16 protein-coding genes are annotated in these 16,909 nt (G+C 60.0%); 9 read left to right on the top strand and 7 right to left on the bottom strand.

Annotated elements, in window-relative coordinates:
- Positions 1-4 precede the first annotated feature (4 nt).
- The 3 genes from J7447_RS20580 to J7447_RS20590 form a co-directional block, all read right to left on the bottom strand.
- Positions 5-661: a phosphoribosylanthranilate isomerase gene (locus J7447_RS20580; RefSeq protein ID WP_023002441.1), complete on the bottom strand. Its 657-nt coding sequence runs from the start codon at positions 659-661 to the stop codon at positions 5-7.
- Positions 662-893: 232 nt separating this feature from the next.
- Positions 894-1,181, bottom strand: coding sequence for a GIY-YIG nuclease family protein (locus J7447_RS20585; RefSeq protein ID WP_209170746.1), 288 nt, complete (start codon positions 1,179-1,181; stop codon positions 894-896).
- 176 nt (positions 1,182-1,357) lie between these two features.
- On the bottom strand, positions 1,358-3,640 hold the full coding sequence (locus J7447_RS20590; protein WP_023002443.1) for an NADP-dependent malic enzyme: 2,283 nt from the start codon (positions 3,638-3,640) through the stop codon (positions 1,358-1,360).
- 134 nt (positions 3,641-3,774) lie between these two features.
- Here J7447_RS20590 and mutS point away from each other — a divergent pair, with 134 nt between their 5' ends.
- Both mutS and J7447_RS20600 read left to right on the top strand, forming a co-directional pair.
- Positions 3,775-6,501 (top strand): DNA mismatch repair protein MutS, encoded by a 2,727-nt coding sequence (gene mutS, locus J7447_RS20595; RefSeq protein WP_286189402.1) that lies wholly within the window; start codon positions 3,775-3,777, stop codon positions 6,499-6,501.
- Positions 6,502-6,685: 184 nt separating this feature from the next.
- The gene (locus J7447_RS20600; protein ID WP_209170747.1) at positions 6,686-7,873 is read left to right on the top strand and encodes an MFS transporter; all 1,188 of its coding nucleotides are present in this window, start codon (positions 6,686-6,688) and stop codon (positions 7,871-7,873) included.
- Here J7447_RS20600 and J7447_RS20605 read toward each other — a convergent pair.
- A complete protein-coding gene (locus J7447_RS20605; RefSeq protein WP_055660267.1) occupies positions 7,870-8,391 on the bottom strand; it encodes a DUF2244 domain-containing protein in 522 nt (173 codons plus the stop codon). The two genes, J7447_RS20600 and J7447_RS20605, sit on opposite strands and share 4 nt — an antisense overlap.
- A 22-nt stretch (positions 8,392-8,413) precedes the next feature.
- Between J7447_RS20605 and nth the strand changes: the two genes are divergently transcribed.
- Together nth and J7447_RS20615 are read left to right on the top strand one after the other, a co-directional pair.
- Positions 8,414-9,229, top strand: coding sequence for an endonuclease III (gene nth / locus J7447_RS20610; protein ID WP_209170748.1), 816 nt, complete (start codon positions 8,414-8,416; stop codon positions 9,227-9,229).
- A 23-nt stretch (positions 9,230-9,252) separates the two neighbouring features.
- Positions 9,253-9,774 carry a GNAT family N-acetyltransferase gene (locus J7447_RS20615; protein ID WP_161633274.1) on the top strand — a complete coding sequence of 174 codons (522 nt, stop codon included), beginning with the start codon at positions 9,253-9,255 and terminating at the stop codon, positions 9,772-9,774.
- A 25-nt stretch (positions 9,775-9,799) separates the two neighbouring features.
- On the opposite strand, the gene irrA is transcribed toward J7447_RS20615, so the two are convergent.
- Positions 9,800-10,234 carry an iron response transcriptional regulator IrrA gene (gene irrA / locus J7447_RS20620; protein WP_023002449.1) on the bottom strand — a complete coding sequence of 145 codons (435 nt, stop codon included), beginning with the start codon at positions 10,232-10,234 and terminating at the stop codon, positions 9,800-9,802.
- A 420-nt stretch (positions 10,235-10,654) separates the two neighbouring features.
- Here irrA and fabA point away from each other — a divergent pair, with 420 nt between their 5' ends.
- The 3 genes from fabA to fabI all read left to right on the top strand — a co-directional run bounded on the left by fabA (position 10,655) and on the right by fabI (position 13,347).
- On the top strand, positions 10,655-11,161 hold the full coding sequence (gene fabA, locus J7447_RS20625) for a 3-hydroxyacyl-[acyl-carrier-protein] dehydratase FabA (protein ID WP_023002450.1): 507 nt from the start codon (positions 10,655-10,657) through the stop codon (positions 11,159-11,161).
- Between the two features lie 139 nt (positions 11,162-11,300).
- Positions 11,301-12,524, top strand: coding sequence for a beta-ketoacyl-ACP synthase I (gene fabB, locus J7447_RS20630; RefSeq protein ID WP_031269976.1), 1,224 nt, complete (start codon positions 11,301-11,303; stop codon positions 12,522-12,524).
- A gap of 10 nt (positions 12,525-12,534) precedes the next feature.
- Positions 12,535-13,347: an enoyl-ACP reductase FabI gene (gene fabI / locus J7447_RS20635; protein WP_023002452.1), complete on the top strand. Its 813-nt coding sequence runs from the start codon at positions 12,535-12,537 to the stop codon at positions 13,345-13,347.
- A 124-nt stretch (positions 13,348-13,471) separates the two neighbouring features.
- Here the strand turns inward: fabI and J7447_RS20640 are convergent, their stop codons facing one another.
- Positions 13,472-13,969, bottom strand: a complete 498-nt coding sequence (locus tag J7447_RS20640) for an SH3 domain-containing protein (protein WP_031269978.1) — start codon at positions 13,967-13,969, stop codon at positions 13,472-13,474.
- Between the two features lie 288 nt (positions 13,970-14,257).
- Here J7447_RS20640 and J7447_RS20645 point away from each other — a divergent pair, with 288 nt between their 5' ends.
- Together J7447_RS20645 and J7447_RS20650 are read left to right on the top strand one after the other, a co-directional pair.
- Positions 14,258-15,244: a D-glycerate dehydrogenase gene (locus J7447_RS20645; RefSeq protein ID WP_023002454.1), complete on the top strand. Its 987-nt coding sequence runs from the start codon at positions 14,258-14,260 to the stop codon at positions 15,242-15,244.
- A 21-nt stretch (positions 15,245-15,265) separates the two neighbouring features.
- Positions 15,266-16,159, top strand: coding sequence for an aminoglycoside phosphotransferase family protein (locus J7447_RS20650; RefSeq protein WP_209170750.1), 894 nt, complete (start codon positions 15,266-15,268; stop codon positions 16,157-16,159).
- 33 nt (positions 16,160-16,192) lie between these two features.
- Here J7447_RS20650 and dnaQ read toward each other — a convergent pair whose 3' ends face one another.
- Positions 16,193-16,906, bottom strand: a complete 714-nt coding sequence (gene dnaQ / locus J7447_RS20655; protein WP_075282750.1) for a DNA polymerase III subunit epsilon — start codon at positions 16,904-16,906, stop codon at positions 16,193-16,195.
- Positions 16,907-16,909 lie beyond the last annotated feature (3 nt).

A 16,909-nucleotide genomic window follows, 5' to 3' on the forward strand; every position in this document is an offset into this window, starting at 1 on the left:
GGCTTCAGCCCGGAACCTTGACGCCCTTGGCCGCCGCCAAGAATGCGCGAATGAGACCACTGTCCTTGACGCCCTTTTCCCGCTCGACGCCGGAGGAAACATCCACCTCGCTGACGCCGCTCAAACGGATCGCCTCGGCGACGTTCTCCGGATCAAGTCCTCCGGAAAGCATGAAGGGCTTCTTCAGGTCAAGGTCTTTCAGGATCGTCCAGTCGTAGGAAACGCCGTTACCGCCAGGCAGTTCGGACCCTTTCGGCGGCTTGGCATCGAACAGGAGACGATCTGCCACAACAGCATAATAGTGCGCCTGCTCCAGATCTGAACGGTCGGAAATCGAAATCGCCTTCATGACCTTGGTGCCCTGCATCACCTTGGCCGCTGCCAGGGCTTCCGGAGCTTCCTCGCCATGAAACTGGAATGTATCGGGCTTCACCAGCTCGTTGATACGGGACAGGCCGTCGAGATCCATGTTGACGGTTACCGCCACGATCTCCGCCCGGCCGCGCGCCATATCGGCCAGCCGGCAGGCCTGGCTGAGCGACACATGACGCGGGCTCTTCGGGAAGAACATCAACCCGACCATATCCGCACCGGCATCCAGCGCCGCCGCCATGGTGTCCTCGGTCGAAAGACCGCAGATTTTGACTTTAATATCCGACATGGTTTCGAGGTATCGCCGTTGGGGCAGGGTTTGTCAAAAAAGATTAGCTGTCGCGAAGCGAAAAGGCGCAATTGCACGCTATCGCCCCTCTATCGAGTGACTTGCAGCTTGAGTACGACGAGACACCGGACTTTGGATTTCCATGTGTGTTGCCGCAGCGCTTTGGGGCTCCCCGATCCCGGATCTTCGCTACGCTGCGTCCGGGATGACGACCGAGAGATCAAGGTAGTTGTTACTGATTTAGAACCAGATACAGATCCTGCCAGTCCGGGTTCATCTCCTCGATCAGATCGAATTTCCATTGCCGGCGCCAACGCTTGATCTGTTTTTCGCGGGCAATCGCAGCCCTGGTCTCTTCGTGCTGTTCATACCAGACCAGGGATTTCGTTCCGTATCGGTTGGAAAAACCCTCAATCAGACCTTCGCGGTGCTCGTAAATCCGGCGGGCCAAGTCCGTCGTTACGCCCGTGTAAAGAGTTTCGAACGGTCGCGAGGCAAGGATGTAGACCCAGGCTGTCAAACGATGGCCACTCCGGGTTTCGAGAGGTTTGGGGTGGCTCCCCGATCCCGGGTCGCGCTTTGCTTGCCCGGGATGACGACTGAAAGGTTTTACCAGACCTATCTTCGTCATCCCGGACGCAGCGCAGCGGAGATCCGGGATCGGAGCGCCCCTAATTCAGCGGAATAATCACCACCTCACGTCACATTGAACGCCGCGATGGCGGCCATGTTGACGATATCGCTGTCCTTGGCACCCAGGGGAACGATCTGGATCGACTTGTCGAAGCCGACGAGCAGCGGGCCGATGACCGTGGCGCCGCCCAGTTCCTGCAACATCTTGGTGGAGATGGATGCCGAGTGGAACGCCGGCATGACCAGAACGTTGGCCGGACCGGACAGGCGGCAGAACGGATAGGCGGCCATTCGGTCCATGTTGAGCGCGATGTCCGCGGCCATTTCGCCGTCGAATTCGAAATCGACCCGGCGGCGTTCGAGGATCTTGACCGCCTCGATGACCTTTTCCGAGCGTTCGCCCTTTGGATGGCCGAAGGTGGAATAGGCCAGCATGGCAACACGCGGTTCGTAGCCGAACTTGCGTGCGACATGCGCCGCTTCCTCGGCGATGTCCGCCAGTTCTTCCGATGTCGGCATGTCGATCACCGCCGTATCGGCGATCAGCACGGTACGGCCGCGGGCGAGTGCCAGCGACACGCCGATGACCCGGTGACCGGGCTTCGGATCGATGGTGGCCTTCACCGTATCGAGGGCGACGGAATAGTTCCGGGTCAGACCGGTTACCATGGCATCGGCGTCGCCGCGCGCGACCATGATCGCACCCCAGTAGTTGCGGTCGTTGTTGACCATGCGCTGGCAGTCGCGCAGCAGGTAGCCCCGGCGCTGCAGGCGGCCGTAGAGATACTGCGCGTAGTCGCTGTTGCGGTTGGAAAGCCGCGCGTTCTGGATGGAAATTCCCGGCCGGTCGATGTCGATGCCGGCGCGTTCGGCCATGGATTTGATCTCGTCCTCGCGGCCGATCAGGATGGCCTCACCCAGGCCCTGCGACACGAAGCTTGTCGCTGCGCGGATGACCGGTTCTTCCTCGCCCTCGGCGAAGACGACCCGCTTGGGCTGCTGGCGCACCTTGGAGAAGATCCGCTGCAAGGTGCCGGCGACAGGATCGCGGCGGGCGGAGAGCTGGTGCTTGTAGGCCTCCATATCGACAATCGGCTTGCGGGCGACGCCGGACTCCATCGCTGCCTGGGCGACCGCGGGCGGAATGGTGTGGATCAGGCGCGGATCGAAGGGCACCGGAATGATGTATTCCGGACCGAACTTCGGCCGGTTGCCCCGATAGGCCGCGGCCACTTCGTCCGGCACTTCCTCACGCGCCAGTTCCGCCAGTGCGTGTGCGCATGCAACTTTCATGGCGTCGTTGATGGTGGTGGCCTGAACATCAAGCGCGCCGCGGAAAATATAGGGAAAGCCGAGCACGTTGTTGACCTGGTTCGGATAGTCCGAACGCCCGGTCGCGACAATTGCATCGTCGCGCACTTCCGCCGCCTCTTCCGGCGTGATTTCCGGGTCCGGGTTGGCCATGGCGAAAATGATCGGGTTCGGTGCCATGACCCGCAGCATGTCGGGCGTCAACGCGCCCTTTGCAGAAACGCCGAAGAAGACGTCAGCGCCCTTGAGGGCGTCATAGAGCGAGCGTGCCTTGGTTTCGACCGCATGGGCGGACTTCCATTGGTTCATGCCCTCTTCGCGGCCCTTGTAGATGACACCCTTGGTGTCGCACAAAGTGACGTTCTCGTTCGGAATGCCCATTGCCTTCACGAGTTCGATGCAGGCAATGCCGGCCGCACCCGCGCCATTGCAGACCACCTTCGTGTCCTTCATGTCGCGACCGGTCAGGTGAAGGGCGTTGATGAGACCCGCCGCCGCGATGATGGCCGTGCCATGCTGGTCGTCATGGAAGACGGGAATGTTCATCAGTTCACGCAGGCGCTGTTCGATGATGAAACAGTCCGGCGCCTTGATGTCCTCCAGGTTGATGCCGCCGAAGGAAGGGCCGAGATAACGGACCGCATTGATGAATTCATCAACCTCTTCGGTATCGACTTCCAGATCGATGGAATCGACGTCGGCGAAGCGCTTGAACAGGACGGACTTGCCTTCCATCACCGGCTTTGAGGCAAGCGCGCCCAGATTGCCGAGGCCCAGAATGGCCGTGCCGTTGGAAATCACCGCAACCATGTTGCCCTTGGTGGTGTAGTCGTAGGCACGGCTGGGGTCTTCCGCGATCGACCGCACCGGCACCGCCACGCCGGGCGAATAGGCCAGCGACAGGTCGCGCTGGGTCGCCATCGGTTTGGTGGGCGCAATTTCCAGCTTCCCGGGGCGGCCTTCCTGGTGGAATTGCAGCGCTTCCTGGTCGGTGAAGCTGACATTGGTCTTGGTCGGTTTCTTGTCGGCGGACATGGTTTGGGCGTTTCCTCTTGCGCGCTCTCTTTACGGGGCGGGAGCCCGACCTTATCCCCTGGAAAATGAAGCCTCAAGCCAAGATGGAATAGGCCCTTGGTGGAATGGTCCGCTCAGTTTGCTAGGTATCAGGCATGAGTGGACAGAGCGCGCAAGAAATCACCCCGGCGGACAACAAGGTCACGCCAATGATGGCCCAGTTCCTGGAGATCAAGGCTGCCAATCCTGACAGCCTTCTGTTCTACCGGATGGGCGATTTCTACGAACTGTTTTTCGAAGACGCCGAAGTTGCCTCCGCCGCGCTCGGCATCACGCTGACAAAGCGTGGCAAGCATCAGGGTGCCGACATTCCGATGTGCGGCGTGCCGGTGCATGCAGCCGACGACTATCTCAACAAGCTGATTGCCAAGGGGCACCGGGTATCGGTCTGCGAACAGACGGAAGATCCGGCCGAGGCCAAGAAACGCGGCTCCAAATCCGTCGTCCGGCGCGATGTCGTGCGTCTCGTCACCCCCGGAACGCTGACGGAAGAGCGCCTGCTGGATGCCGGTGCCAACAACTACCTGATGGCGCTGACCCGGTTGAAGGGCGGCTCGCTGGACGGCAGCGCGGTCTATGGTCTTGCCTGGATCGACATGTCCACCGGCTCCTTCCAGGTGTCGGAAACCGATCATCAGCGCCTTGCCGCCGACCTTGCCCAGGTTTCCCCGCGCGAACTCATCCTGTCGGACAATCTGCTGCAGGAAAGCGAGTTGCGCCTGACAGCCGAACAGGCCGGCGGTGCGCTGTCACCTGTGCCGCGTGCCTTTTTCGACAGTTCCACCGCCACGGACCGGCTTGCGCATTACTTTGGTGTGAAGACCCTCGACGGCTTCGGCACCTTCAGCCGGGCGGAGCTTTCCGCCGCCGCTGGCATTCTTGCCTACATCGAGAAGACCCAGCTCGGCGAACGTCCTCCGCTGGATCCGCCCGTGCGCGAGGCCGGCGCCGGGCGCATGCTGATCGATCCGGCAACCCGGGCCAATCTTGAGCTGTCCCGCACGCTTTCCGGCGAAAAGCAGGGCTCGCTGCTGGCGACGATCGACCGGACAGTGACAGGCGGCGGCTCGCGCCTGCTCGCCAGCCGCCTGGCCGGACCGCTGGTCAATGTCGATGCGATCCAGCACAGGCTCGACGGCGTTGCCTTCTTTCTTGAAAACGAAATCATGCGCGAAGGTCTGCGCCAGACACTGAAAGGTGCCCCGGACATGGCCCGGGCCCTGTCGCGGATCGCGCTCAACCGCGGCGGGCCGCGCGATATCCTGTCGGTTGCGCAGGGGCTTGAGGCCGCGCGGGCAGTGCTCGACCAGACCAGTGCGACGGCGGGAACGATCCCGGCGGAAATCGCTGCTGCGCGCGCCAGTCTGGAACAGGCTCCGCACCATCTCGGTAGCGAATTGACGACGGCGCTGAAAGAAGAGCCGCCGCTTCTGAAACGCGACGGCGGTTTCATCGCCACCGGTTACAACGCCGATCTGGACGAACTGCGCTCCCTGCGCGACGAAAGCCGAAAGGTCATCGCGAAGCTTCAGGCTGATTATTCCGAAGAACTCGGCCTGAGGTCGCTGAAGATCAAGCACAACAATGTGCTCGGCTGGTTCATCGAGGCGCCTTCCGCGCAGACGGAAAAGCTGACCGCAGATCCCGGTCGGTTCATCCACCGCCAGACCATGGCCGGCGCCATGCGCTTCACCACCACGGAGCTTGCGGATCTGGAATCGAAGATCGCCAGTGCCGGCGAACGCTCGCTTGCCATCGAGCTGGAAATCTTCGACCGGCTTGCCAAGGCGATCATCGACGCAGGGGAAGCAATCAAGGCCGCCGCCCACGGCCTCAGTATTCTGGATGTTTCGGCCGCGCTTGCGAAACTTGCCCAGGAAGAAAGCTATGTCCGGCCCGTGGTCGATGACAGCCGCGCCTTCGACATCAAGGGTGGACGTCATCCGGTGGTCGAAAAGGCGCTGAAAAAATCCGGCGGCGACAGTTTTGTTGCCAATGATGCCAATCTCGGTCCGGAAGCGGACGAGGATATCGGCCATATCTGGCTGATAACCGGTCCGAACATGGCCGGTAAATCGACTTTCCTGCGCCAGAACGCACTGATTGCCGTGATGGCCCAGATGGGCGGATATGTGCCGGCGGCAGCAGCCCATATCGGCGTGGTCGACAGGTTGTTTTCCCGCGTCGGCGCGGCAGATGATCTTGCGCGTGGCCGATCCACCTTCATGGTGGAGATGGTCGAGACCGCTGCAATCCTCAATCAGGCTGGCGACCGCTCACTCGTGATCCTGGACGAGATCGGCCGTGGCACTGCGACGTTCGACGGCCTGTCTATTGCCTGGGCAACGATCGAACATCTTCACGAGGTCAACAAGTCCCGTGCCCTGTTTGCGACCCACTACCACGAACTGACTGCCCTTTCCGCCAAGCTGGCCCGGCTTTCAAATGCCACCGTCTCGGTGAAGGAATGGAAAGGCGACGTTATCTTCCTGCACGAGATCGTTCCGGGTGCAGCCGACCGGTCCTACGGCATTCAGGTGGCCAAGCTGGCGGGTCTGCCGGTATCCGTCGTCGAACGCTCCAAGCAGGTGCTTAGCCAGTTGGAAGAGCAGGACCGCCGCTCGCCGGCTGAGAGCCTGATCGACGAACTGCCGCTTTTCGCAAGCCTGACCGCGCCTGCGCCCAGCGCTCCGGCAGGGTTTGCGGAACCCGATCCCGTCTCGGTCGCTCTTGAATCAATCAATCCGGATGACATGACCCCGCGCGAAGCGCTGGAAGCGCTGTACCGGCTGAAGACATTGCGGATGACCCCTGACGACTAGTTGTCAGGTTCGAATTGTGCCGCTGATTTGAGTGACGATAGCGTTCGGGATTGTCTGGTTTTCGAAACTTTCCGAAATGGGCAGCGCAATCGGCAGACGCGCGTTCGGCAAAAAAACCGGTGACGGGGCGATACAACCCAGTTAGGTTGTAATTCTTGCTTATTTCACTTTTCCGGCGATCGTCATGTTGTCCCTCCTGCAACTGCCCCGACAGGCATTGCTGATTCTGCTTCTTCAATTCACCAACAGCCTCGGCGTTTCGGCGCTGGTGCCGCTGATGAGTTTTTTCATTGTGGAAGGGCTGGGCGCCGAACCCTGGCAGGTGGGGCTTTACTCCGGTCTGGTGATGCCGCTGACGCTGGCCGTCAATCGATGGGCAGGCGAACGACTGGACAACCGTTTCCCGGTCAAGAGCCTGCTGGTCGTCTCTGTGGTCGCCTATATCACGCTCGCGGCACTGCTGACCCAGATCAGCAGTCTGGTGATGCTGCTCGTTCTGATCGCCCCCCTTATGAGCCTATCCAACATGGGCGCGGGCGTCGTCTTTACTTTCGGCCGCCTTTTTGCCGAACAGGAGGGCATGGACGTTGCCAGGGTCAATTCCTGGCTGCGCATGATGGTTTCACTTGCGTGGATGATCGGGCCGGCGGTCTCCTTTTCGGTGGTTGCAGCCTTCGGCTTTGCCGCCGCCTTCCTGTGCGCCTTTGCAATCGGTATTGTCTACCTGATACTCTGGTACATTGTCGTTCCGGCTGACTTCAGGTCAGCACGAGAGCGTTCCAAGACAAACGGCAAGGCGCCGATCAACTGGGGTCTTCAGATTGCCGGGCTGACCTGCCTTGGCTTTGTCATCACCAATTCTCTGTTCGTCTCGGCGATGCCGCTGTTCTTCGTGCAGGAAACACATCTGCCCGGCGCAACACCCGGCCTGGCACTGTCGGTCAAATGCCTGCTGGAAGTCTTTGTCATCTTCGGCTCGGTTCGCCTTGCCGAGCGCATCGGCATTCGGCAGGTGCTGATGCTGGCAGCATGCCTTGCCGCGGTCAGCATGGTGCTGTTTGCCCAGGTGACCGCGCTCTGGCAGGTGCTGGCCATCGCGGTACTGGAAGGGACTTATTATGGCCTGTTTGCCGGTGTCGCGATCAGCTTTGTGCAGAGCTTCGCACCGGACCGGCCGGGCCGGGCAACGGCGGTTTACATGAACAGCCTGTTCCTCGGTGGCATGATCGGCAGCATTTCGATGGGTTTCATCGCCAGTGCGGCCAGCTTTCAGACCGTGCTTTACACCGCGGCGCTTTCGGCAACCGCGGCCCTGGCCGTTCTGCTTGCAACGCTCAAGGTGCAGCCCAAAGTCATTGAAGAAGGAGCCTAGACACCGCCTGACTTGGCGACGGACAACGCATTGGCCATGGCACCGGCAAAACTCGTTCTGTCATCGGGATTCAGGAAATTGCCGAGATCGACCTGTTCACCCCGACTGAGGAGGGTCACCTTGACGACCCCTTCGTCCTCGATCCGGTCCACCGTCAGGCGGACCCAGAAGGGATTGAAACGGTATTCCTGGTATTTCTTGCCCGGGCCAACCTTGCGGATCGCAATCTCGTGCCGCGAGACGACCACTTCCTCGAAAGTTCGGGCGGAGTGGTAGTTCATCCGAAAGGCAAACCAGAGCAGCGCGATATCAAGTCCGAAGAACCCGAAAACCGGCCAGGCGCCGATACGCAGAAACAGAATACCGGCGATGAAACTGACACCGCCGAAGAAGCACATGAGAACCAGGAATCCGTTTGGCCCCAGAGACCGGTGGGGGGTCAGAACGGCAGTGAAAAACGGCCGGTCCTGATCCGGCAATTCGCCATCCTGCAGGGGTTTCGGATTGTTCTCGCTCATGAGGCATGATTATAGAGAGAAGATGACGCAAGCAAAGAGCCCTTCCAAGACTGCGGCAGCACGCCGGCCCGCAAAATCCAAACAGACCCGGAGAAAAACACCCTCCGTGGACAACCCCGGCAAGGTGTTGAAACGGTCCCGCTATACGAAGGCGGAAACCTTTGCGATCTTCCAGCGCTTCCATGCCGACAACCCGGAACCGAAGGGCGAACTGGATTATGTCAATGCTTTCACGCTTCTGGTTGCCGTGGTGCTGTCGGCCCAGGCAACCGACGTTGGTGTGAACCGGGCAACAAGACACCTGTTCCAGATTGCCGACACACCGGAAAAGATGGTGGCGCTCGGGGAGGACCGGGTGCGGGAGGAAATAAAGACGATCGGCCTTTACAAGAACAAGGCCAAGAACGTCATCCTGTTGTCCGAGCAGCTGATCCGCGACCATGGCGGCGAGGTTCCGGAAGACCGCGAAGCGCTGGAAGCGCTAGCCGGTGTCGGCCGGAAGACCGCGAATGTGGTTCTGAACATCTTCTTCGGCCACCCGACCATTGCCGTCGACACGCATCTGTTTCGCCTGGGCAACCGTATCGGCATTGCCCCCGGCAAGACGCCTCTCGACGTGGAAAAAGCCATGGAGAAGGTCGTGCCGGTGGAATTTGCGCTCCATGCCCACCACTGGCTCATCCTGCATGGCCGGTACATCTGCAAGGCGCGCAAACCGGAGTGCCGGCGCTGTGTGATTTACGATCTGTGCCGGAGCACGGAGAAAGAACTTTTTGATGCGGTGCCGGATATTGCCCTGCGCACCAAAGCCCTTATTGAAAAGGAAACAGTTGCGTGAGTTTCCCGCTTGGACCATTTCCCGTGAGCGAGAGGCTTCGCTTCCGCTTGCCTTCCAGCAATGATGCCGCTTTTTACCACCAGCTCATGAATGAGCCGGATTACATCCGATTTATCGCCGACCACGGTATCAAGACCGAGGAAGACGCGGCCAACTACATCAAGAACAAGACGCTGGCGCGCTTTGCCGCCCATGGAGTCGGGCTTTGGATTCTGGATCTGAAACCGTCGCTGACACCGGTTGGTGTGTGCGGTCTGGTGGTGCGCAAGGAACTGAAGTACCCGGACCTTGGCTTTGCCTTTCTGGAAGACCACCGCGGAAAGGGGTTCGGGCGCGAGGCCGGGCAGAGCGTGCTGGACTTCGTTACCCGGGAACTGAAGCTGCGCACGCTGTGCGCGATCACGCATCCGGAAAACGTCCGCTCCGCCAACCTCCTGAAGAAACTTGGCTTCGAGCCGGATGGCCAGCGGCATCTGGCGGAGATCGGGACGACCTCCAACTATTACGAATGGAAATTGCGTTATGTGGAAAGCGGTCTGGCCTGAGGGCCGCCGCAATCAATCGCGACGATCAGCGTTTCTCGCGAACGCGTACGACCACGTCGACACGAACGATTTCCATGCCTTCGGGTGCTTTCGGCAGAGCGCCGATGCCTACACCTTCGCCCGGAATGTCGATCACCCGGTTTTCGCCTTCGATGAAGAAGTGATGGTGGTCGGACACATTGGTGTCGAAGTAGGTCTTGTTGCCGTCGATCGCGACTTCGCGCAGCAGACCGGCTTCGGTGAACTGGTGCAGCGTGTTGTAGACCGTGGCGAGAGAGACCGGCACATCGGCGTCGACCGCCTCTTCATGAAGCAGCTCGGCCGAGATGTGGCGATCGCCCCGGGAGTACAGAATTTCTGCAAGCGAGACACGCTGGCGCGTCGGCCGAAGGCCTGCAGACCGCAGCATGTCGGTCACATTCTTCTTGTCGCCGGTTTCATGCACCACAAGTGTTGTCATTCCGATCCGATCCAGGTCCAGGGTCGCTTCTTGAAACGGCGCAAATATGTACCGCGCAAACGTTGCGCCGGGCCGTTTTCACTAACATTGGCCTATATCTGCCATTTCTTGTACCCAAGATGCAAGTTTTAAACGTAAAGGGCAACCTGAGCGGAAATCAGGGCGCAACTGCGGCGCGTTCGGAAGGTTCGTGCAAGCGCTGACCAAACAGCCGCAAGCCGGTGTCCCGGAGCCGGATGCGCAGATTACGTCGAATACGCACAAAACTTGGCGAAACGCCCGAAAAAACCGAGTAACTTCGCGCAAGTGACATCTTTCGGTCATGGTTCCCCTGTGTTAGGAAGGCGCCTCAAACGAACCGAAAACAAACCGAACCTGCCCTGGGAATTTCCCTGGCAGGAGACAAAACACGGATCCCGAATGACCGATCGCCGCTCCAGCTACGATTATGAAGCACTTCTCGCCTGCGGCCGCGGCGAGCTGTTTGGCCCGGGCAATGCCCAGCTGCCTCTTCCCCCGATGCTGATGTTCGACCGGATCACGGAACTTTCCGAAACCGGCGGTGAATTCGACAAGGGGTTCGCTCGCGCCGAGTTCGACATCAAGCCGGATCTCTGGTTCTTCCCGTGCCATTTCCAGGGAAATCCGGTAATGCCGGGCTGCCTTGGTCTCGACGCCCTGTGGCAGCTGACCGGTTTCTTCCTTGGCTGGCTGGGCCTTGAAGGCAAGGGCATGGCCCTGTCGACCGGTGAAGTGAAGTTCAAGGGCATGGTTACGCCGGACGTGAAGCTGGTGGAATACGGTGTCGACTTCAAGCGGGTCATGAAGGGTCGCCTGGTTCTCGGCATTGCCGACGGCTGGTTGAAGGCGGACGGTGAACAGATTTACAAGGCGACCGATTTGCGCGTCGGCCTGGCAAAGACCTGACACCCGTTCGCAGGATCAATTGATGGCACCGGCGCTTCTTTTTCATTGGGAGCGCCGGTTTGCATATTATGTATGTGCCTGCAGGCTCTCGACACACCCCCTGAGAGCTGTGGTGCAGTCAAGACAATAGGAGACCGCAATGAGACGCGTTGTCGTCACCGGCATGGGTATCGTGTCGTCCATCGGAGCAAACACCGAAGAAGTGCTGTCCAGCCTTCGAGAAGGCAAGTCCGGCATCAGCTTCGCTCCGGATTACGCGGAACACGGCTTCAGAAGCCAGGTACACGGCATGCCGAATGTCGATATCGCTTCGCTCATCGACAAGCGCCAGCTGCGCTTCATGGGCGACGGTGCCGCCTATAACTACATCTCCATGCAGCAGGCGATTGCCGACAGCGGTCTGGAAGAAACCGACATCTCCAACCCGCGCACCGGCCTGATCATGGGCTCCGGTGGTCCGTCGACCAAGAACCTGTTCCAGGCGCACCAGATCGTGCTGGAAAAAGGGTCGCCCAAGCGCATGGGCCCGTTCATGGTGACCCGCGGCATGAGCTCCACCAACTCTGCCTGCCTGGCGACGCCGTTCAAGATCAAGGGCATCAACTATTCCATCACGTCGGCCTGCTCCACCTCGGCGCATTGCATCGGTGCAGCCACCGAACAGATCCAGTTCGGCAAGCAGGACGTGATGTTTGCCGGTGGTGGCGAGGAACTCGACTGGACCCTGTCCTGTCTGTTCGACGCCATGGGCGCCATGTCCTCCAAGTACAACGACACTCCTCAGACCGCATCGCGGGCCTATGACGCGACCCGCGACGGCTTCGTGATTGCCGGTGGTGGCGGTGTGGTGGTTCTGGAAGAACTGGAACACGCCAAGGCGCGCGGCGCGAAAATCTATGCCGAGGTTACCGGCTACGCAGCCAACTCCGACGGCTACGACATGGTGGCGCCTTCCGGTGAAGGCGGCGAGCGCTGCATGCGCCTTGCCACCTCGACCCTGGGCGACCGCAAGGTCAACTACATCAACAGCCACGGCACTTCGACACCCGTCGGCGATATCGGCGAAATCGAAGCGATCCGCCGCGTGTTCGGTGAAAACCAGCCGCCGGTGTCTTCGACCAAATCGCTCACCGGCCACAGCCTGGGTGCAACCGGCGTTCAGGAAGCCATTTACTGCCTGCTGATGCTGCAGAACGACTTCATGACCGCGTCTGCCAACATCAACGAGCTGGATCCGGCCCTGAAGCCGGGCGAGATCGTGACCGAGCGCGTGGACAATGCAGGCCTCGACACGGTTCTTTCCAACAGCTTCGGCTTTGGCGGCACCAACGCGTCGCTCGCGCTGTCGCGCTTTCACGGCTGAGGAGTTTTGAATGTCTGATCTGATGAAGGGCAAACGCGGCCTGATCATGGGCGTTGCCAACGACCACTCCATTGCCTGGGGTATTGCCAAGACGCTCGCCGATCACGGTGCCGAACTTGCCTTCACCTATCAGGGAGAGGCTTTCGGCCGCCGTACCAAGCCGCTGGCGGATTCCGTCGGTTCCAAGATCCTTGTGCCGTGCGACGTGGAAGACATTGCATCGGTCGACAGCGTGTTCGACACGCTGAAGGAAGAGTGGGGCAGCATCGACTTCCTGGTGCATGCGATCGCCTTTTCCGACAAGACGGAACTGCGCGGGAAATACGCCGACACCACGCGGGAGAATTTCTCCCGCACCATGCTGATCTCCTGCTTCTCCTTCACCGAAATCGCCAAGCGGGCTGCCGCTCTGATGACCAATGGCGGTTCCATGGTGACGCTGACCTATGGTGGTTCCACCAAGGTCATGCCGAACTACAACGTGATGGGCGTTGCCAAGGCCGCTCTGGAATCTTCCGTCCGTTACCTGGCGGTGGACTACGGTGAGCAGAACATCCGCGTGAACGCGATTTCCGCAGGCCCGGTTCGGACCCTTGCAGGATCCGGCGTTTCCGATGCCCGCCTGATGTTCAACTTCCAGAAGCGCAATTCTCCGCTCTGCCGGACCGTTTCCCTGGACGAAATCGGCGGAACCGGCCTGTATCTCCTGTCGGATCTTTCCGGTGGCGTGACCGGTGAAGTGCACTTTGTCGACAGTGGCTACAACATCATGTCGATGCCGCGTCTGGAAGAGCTCAAGGTTCAGGAAGTTCAGGCCGACTGAGGCCCGTCCAACAATCCAGACATGCAAAAGGCGGCCGTTGGCCGCCTTTTTTGTTCGAGAATTTCCGTTCCTTTTTCCTCAGGATGAGGGATCAGGAAACCCAGGCAATCGAGGGAGGAGGACGTCAGTCTCCGATCAGCTCGTCCGGATAGACACCGAACAGGCGGGTCTGATCCAGCCAGCCGTCATAATTCTCGCCGTTGACCCGGCACCAGCCTCCGGCACATTCGGAAACCGTCGTCAGCACGAAGGGATCCAGTTCGGCAACGATATCGGCGTCGGAGCGGGAGCGGGAGCGCAGCGGTGTGCGGTCGCTTTTTTCCCATGGGGTGACGAGAGCCGTGCGGCGGCTGGACAGCAGCGAGCGGAACACCCAGCCCTGCTTGCCTTCCCAATCGCGAATGCGGCGCCAGTTCTCGAATTCACCGACGATTTCCACGGGCAAACCGGACTGCACGAAGGTCCACGCGATATCATGTTCGCGCGAAGGCCCGATGCGCACATTGACCCGGTCGGACTTCAGACTGACAAATCTCGGCACCGGCAGGCCGCTTGCGCCGGTCGTGGTGCCCTGGGCCTGCGAAGCGACCGAAGTTGCGAGCAGACCGCACAGCAATGTCATCACAGTGAGGAAGATCCGGGTAGCCTGGAACGAGCGAGCCATATTGTCCGGTTGTCCAATTGTTATTGATCTTTGATTTGAGGCAAATCTCTACCGAAAAATTTGCGCGAAAACCAGCTTGGTCGTTTTGGCCGGTTGGCGATCCGCGGCGATTGAAACCGATCCCTTGTTTCTGCCGGACCATCTGGTAAGGAAAAGGGGTGGTCTCATCCGCTCGCGCAACGCGCAGCGTCAAAGTGGTACCGTTGAGGTTAACAAGTCCTCAACGAAGCGCGAAAGGCAATTGGTATGGCGAAAAAGAAGCCTGTCGTTGTGGTGACCCGGAAGCTTCCGGACGTGGTCGAAACACGGATGCGTGAGCTTTTCGAGACGCGTCTCAATGATAATGACAGGCCCTTCAGCCAGGCGGAACTGGTGGAAGCGGTGCGAACCGCCGATGTTCTGGTGCCGACCGTTACCGACCGGATCGACTCATCTGTCCTCTCGCAGGCTGGTGAAAACCTGAAGCTCATCGCAAATTTCGGTAATGGTGTCGACAACATCGATGTCGTGAGTGCCAACAACCGGGGAATCAATGTCACCAACACGCCTGGCGTGCTGACCGAAGACACCGCGGACATGACCATGGCGCTGATCCTGGCCGTGCCGCGTCGACTTGCCACAGGCATCAAGGCGCTGGAAGCCGGCGACTGGGCCGGCTGGTCGCCAACCTGGATGCTTGGACACCGGATCTGGGGAAAACGCCTGGGTATCATCGGCATGGGCCGTATTGGCCAGGCCGTCGCACGCCGTGCCAAGGCCTTCGGCATGTCGATCCACTATCACAACCGCCGCCGCCTTGCCGAAAGTGTCGAGGAAGAGCTTGAGGCAACCTACTGGGACAGCCTTGACCAGATGCTGGCGCGCATGGATGTCGTCTCCATCCACTGCCCGCACACGCCGGGAACGTTCCACCTTCTGTCCGCCCGACGCCTGAAGCTTCTGAAAAAGGATGCCTACGTCGTGAACACCGCCCGTGGCGAGGTGATCGACGAAAACGCCCTGATCCGGATGCTCGAGAGCGGTGAGCTTGCCGGCGCCGGTCTGGACGTGTTCGAGCACGAACCCGCGGTCAATCCGAAGCTGGCCAAGCTGGAAAGCGTTCTGCTGCTGCCGCACATGGGGTCGGCCACCATCGAGGGCCGTATCGAAATGGGCGAGAAGGTCATCATCAACATCAAGACCTTCATGGACGGACACCGCCCGCCGGATCGTGTTCTGCCGTCGATGCTTTGACCCGTTTGCGAGTCTCATGTCTTGGCTGATCGTTTCATCGGCAGCGCGGTTGCCGTGCCGGCCAGTCTCGACTGGCTGAGGGCGACCGAAACCGGCCGTATCTGGCTCGACAAGCTGCCGGTGCTGCTTGAAACCGCGTGCGAACACTTCGGACTTTCAGAAATTGGGAGCCCGTTTTCTGGCGGTAATGTATCTCTCGTCGTTCCGGCAAGACACGACGGTGAGGATGTTGTCCTCAAACTGCAGTTTCCCGATCACGAATGCCGCCACGAAGCAGAGGCACTGGGGCGCTGGAACGGCAAGGGTGCTGTTCGGCTTTTGAAGCATGCGCCGGAACTGGGCGCACTGCTGCTGGAGCGCTGCAGGCCGGGACAGTTTCTGGCCGACGACACCGAAACGGACCGGATTGGCGTTGTTGCCGGGTTGCTGCGTCTCCTGACGATCCCCGCCGGTGATCCGTTTACCCGCCTCAACGATGAAGCCGCACGGTGGCGGGATAGCCTCGACCATAACTGGATGGCTGCCGGGAAGCCTTGCGAGCAATACCTGGTGGACGCTGCGCGCAAGGCCTTGCAGGACCTTTGTCTTGAGAAAGAGACGGAAGAGGTCCTGCTCCACCAGGACCTGCACGGACACAACATTCTGTCCTCTGAAAGAGATACCTGGCTTGCCATCGACCCGAAGCCTCTCGCCGGCGATCCTGCCTTTGCGCTAAGCCCGATCGTCAGGAGCTTCGAATTCGGACATTCGAAAGCCGAAGCGCGTTACCGCCTGGACCGACTGTCGGAAGAACTGGAGCTTGACCGGGAGCGGGCAAGATATTGGACCATCGGCCAGACCATGGCCTGGGCATTCAGCAGCAGCTATGCCGAACGGCACTTTGAAACAGTGCGCTGGTTGCTGGCGGACAATTGATCCACCAAATCCGTTTAAGAGGTCTTTCGAGCCTCAGCCGTTGTATTTTGACCAGATCGCGCTGTCGCCCATGCCTTCGATGAAGGCCTTGTGGGCTTCAAGTTCGCTTTCCTGCAGCAGGCGCTGCAACGGCGAGGGACGCTGGCGGGCGTTAAAGGTGCCGAGTTCGCCAGGTTCGAAGCTGGAGCCTGCAGAAGAGGTTTCTTCCTCGTCTGTCAGCAGGCCAAGGGCCGTCTGACGGCCGCCGATAAGCTCCAGATAGACTTCAGCCAGGATTTCCGCATCCAGAAGAGCGCCGTGCTTGATGCGCTTGGAGTTGTCGATGCCATAGCGAGAGCACAGCGCATCCAGCGAATTCGGCCCTGATGGGTGCTTGCGGCGGGCAAGATCCAGAGTATCGAGCACCTGGGTATTCGGGATTGTGCGCCGTCCGGCCCGTTCCAGCTCCATGTTGATGAAGCCCATGTCGAAAGCCGCGTTGTGGATCACCAGCGTGGCATCGCCAACGAACTCCAGAAACTCATCCGCAACGTGCTCGAACAAGGGCTTGTCGGACAGGAACTCCGCCGACAGGCCATGAACCCGGAAAGCTTCTTCCGGCATGTCGCGCAGCGGGTTGATGTAGACATGATAGGAATTGCCCGTCGCGATGTGGTTGATCAACTCAACACCGCCGATTTCCACCAGCCGATCGCCTCCGCGCGGGTTCAGGCCTGTTGTTTCCGTATCGAACGAGATCTCGCGCATTTT

This window comes from Labrenzia sp. R5_0 (genome assembly GCF_017743835.1).
Taxonomy (GTDB): Bacteria; Pseudomonadota; Alphaproteobacteria; order Rhizobiales; family Stappiaceae; genus Roseibium; species Roseibium algicola.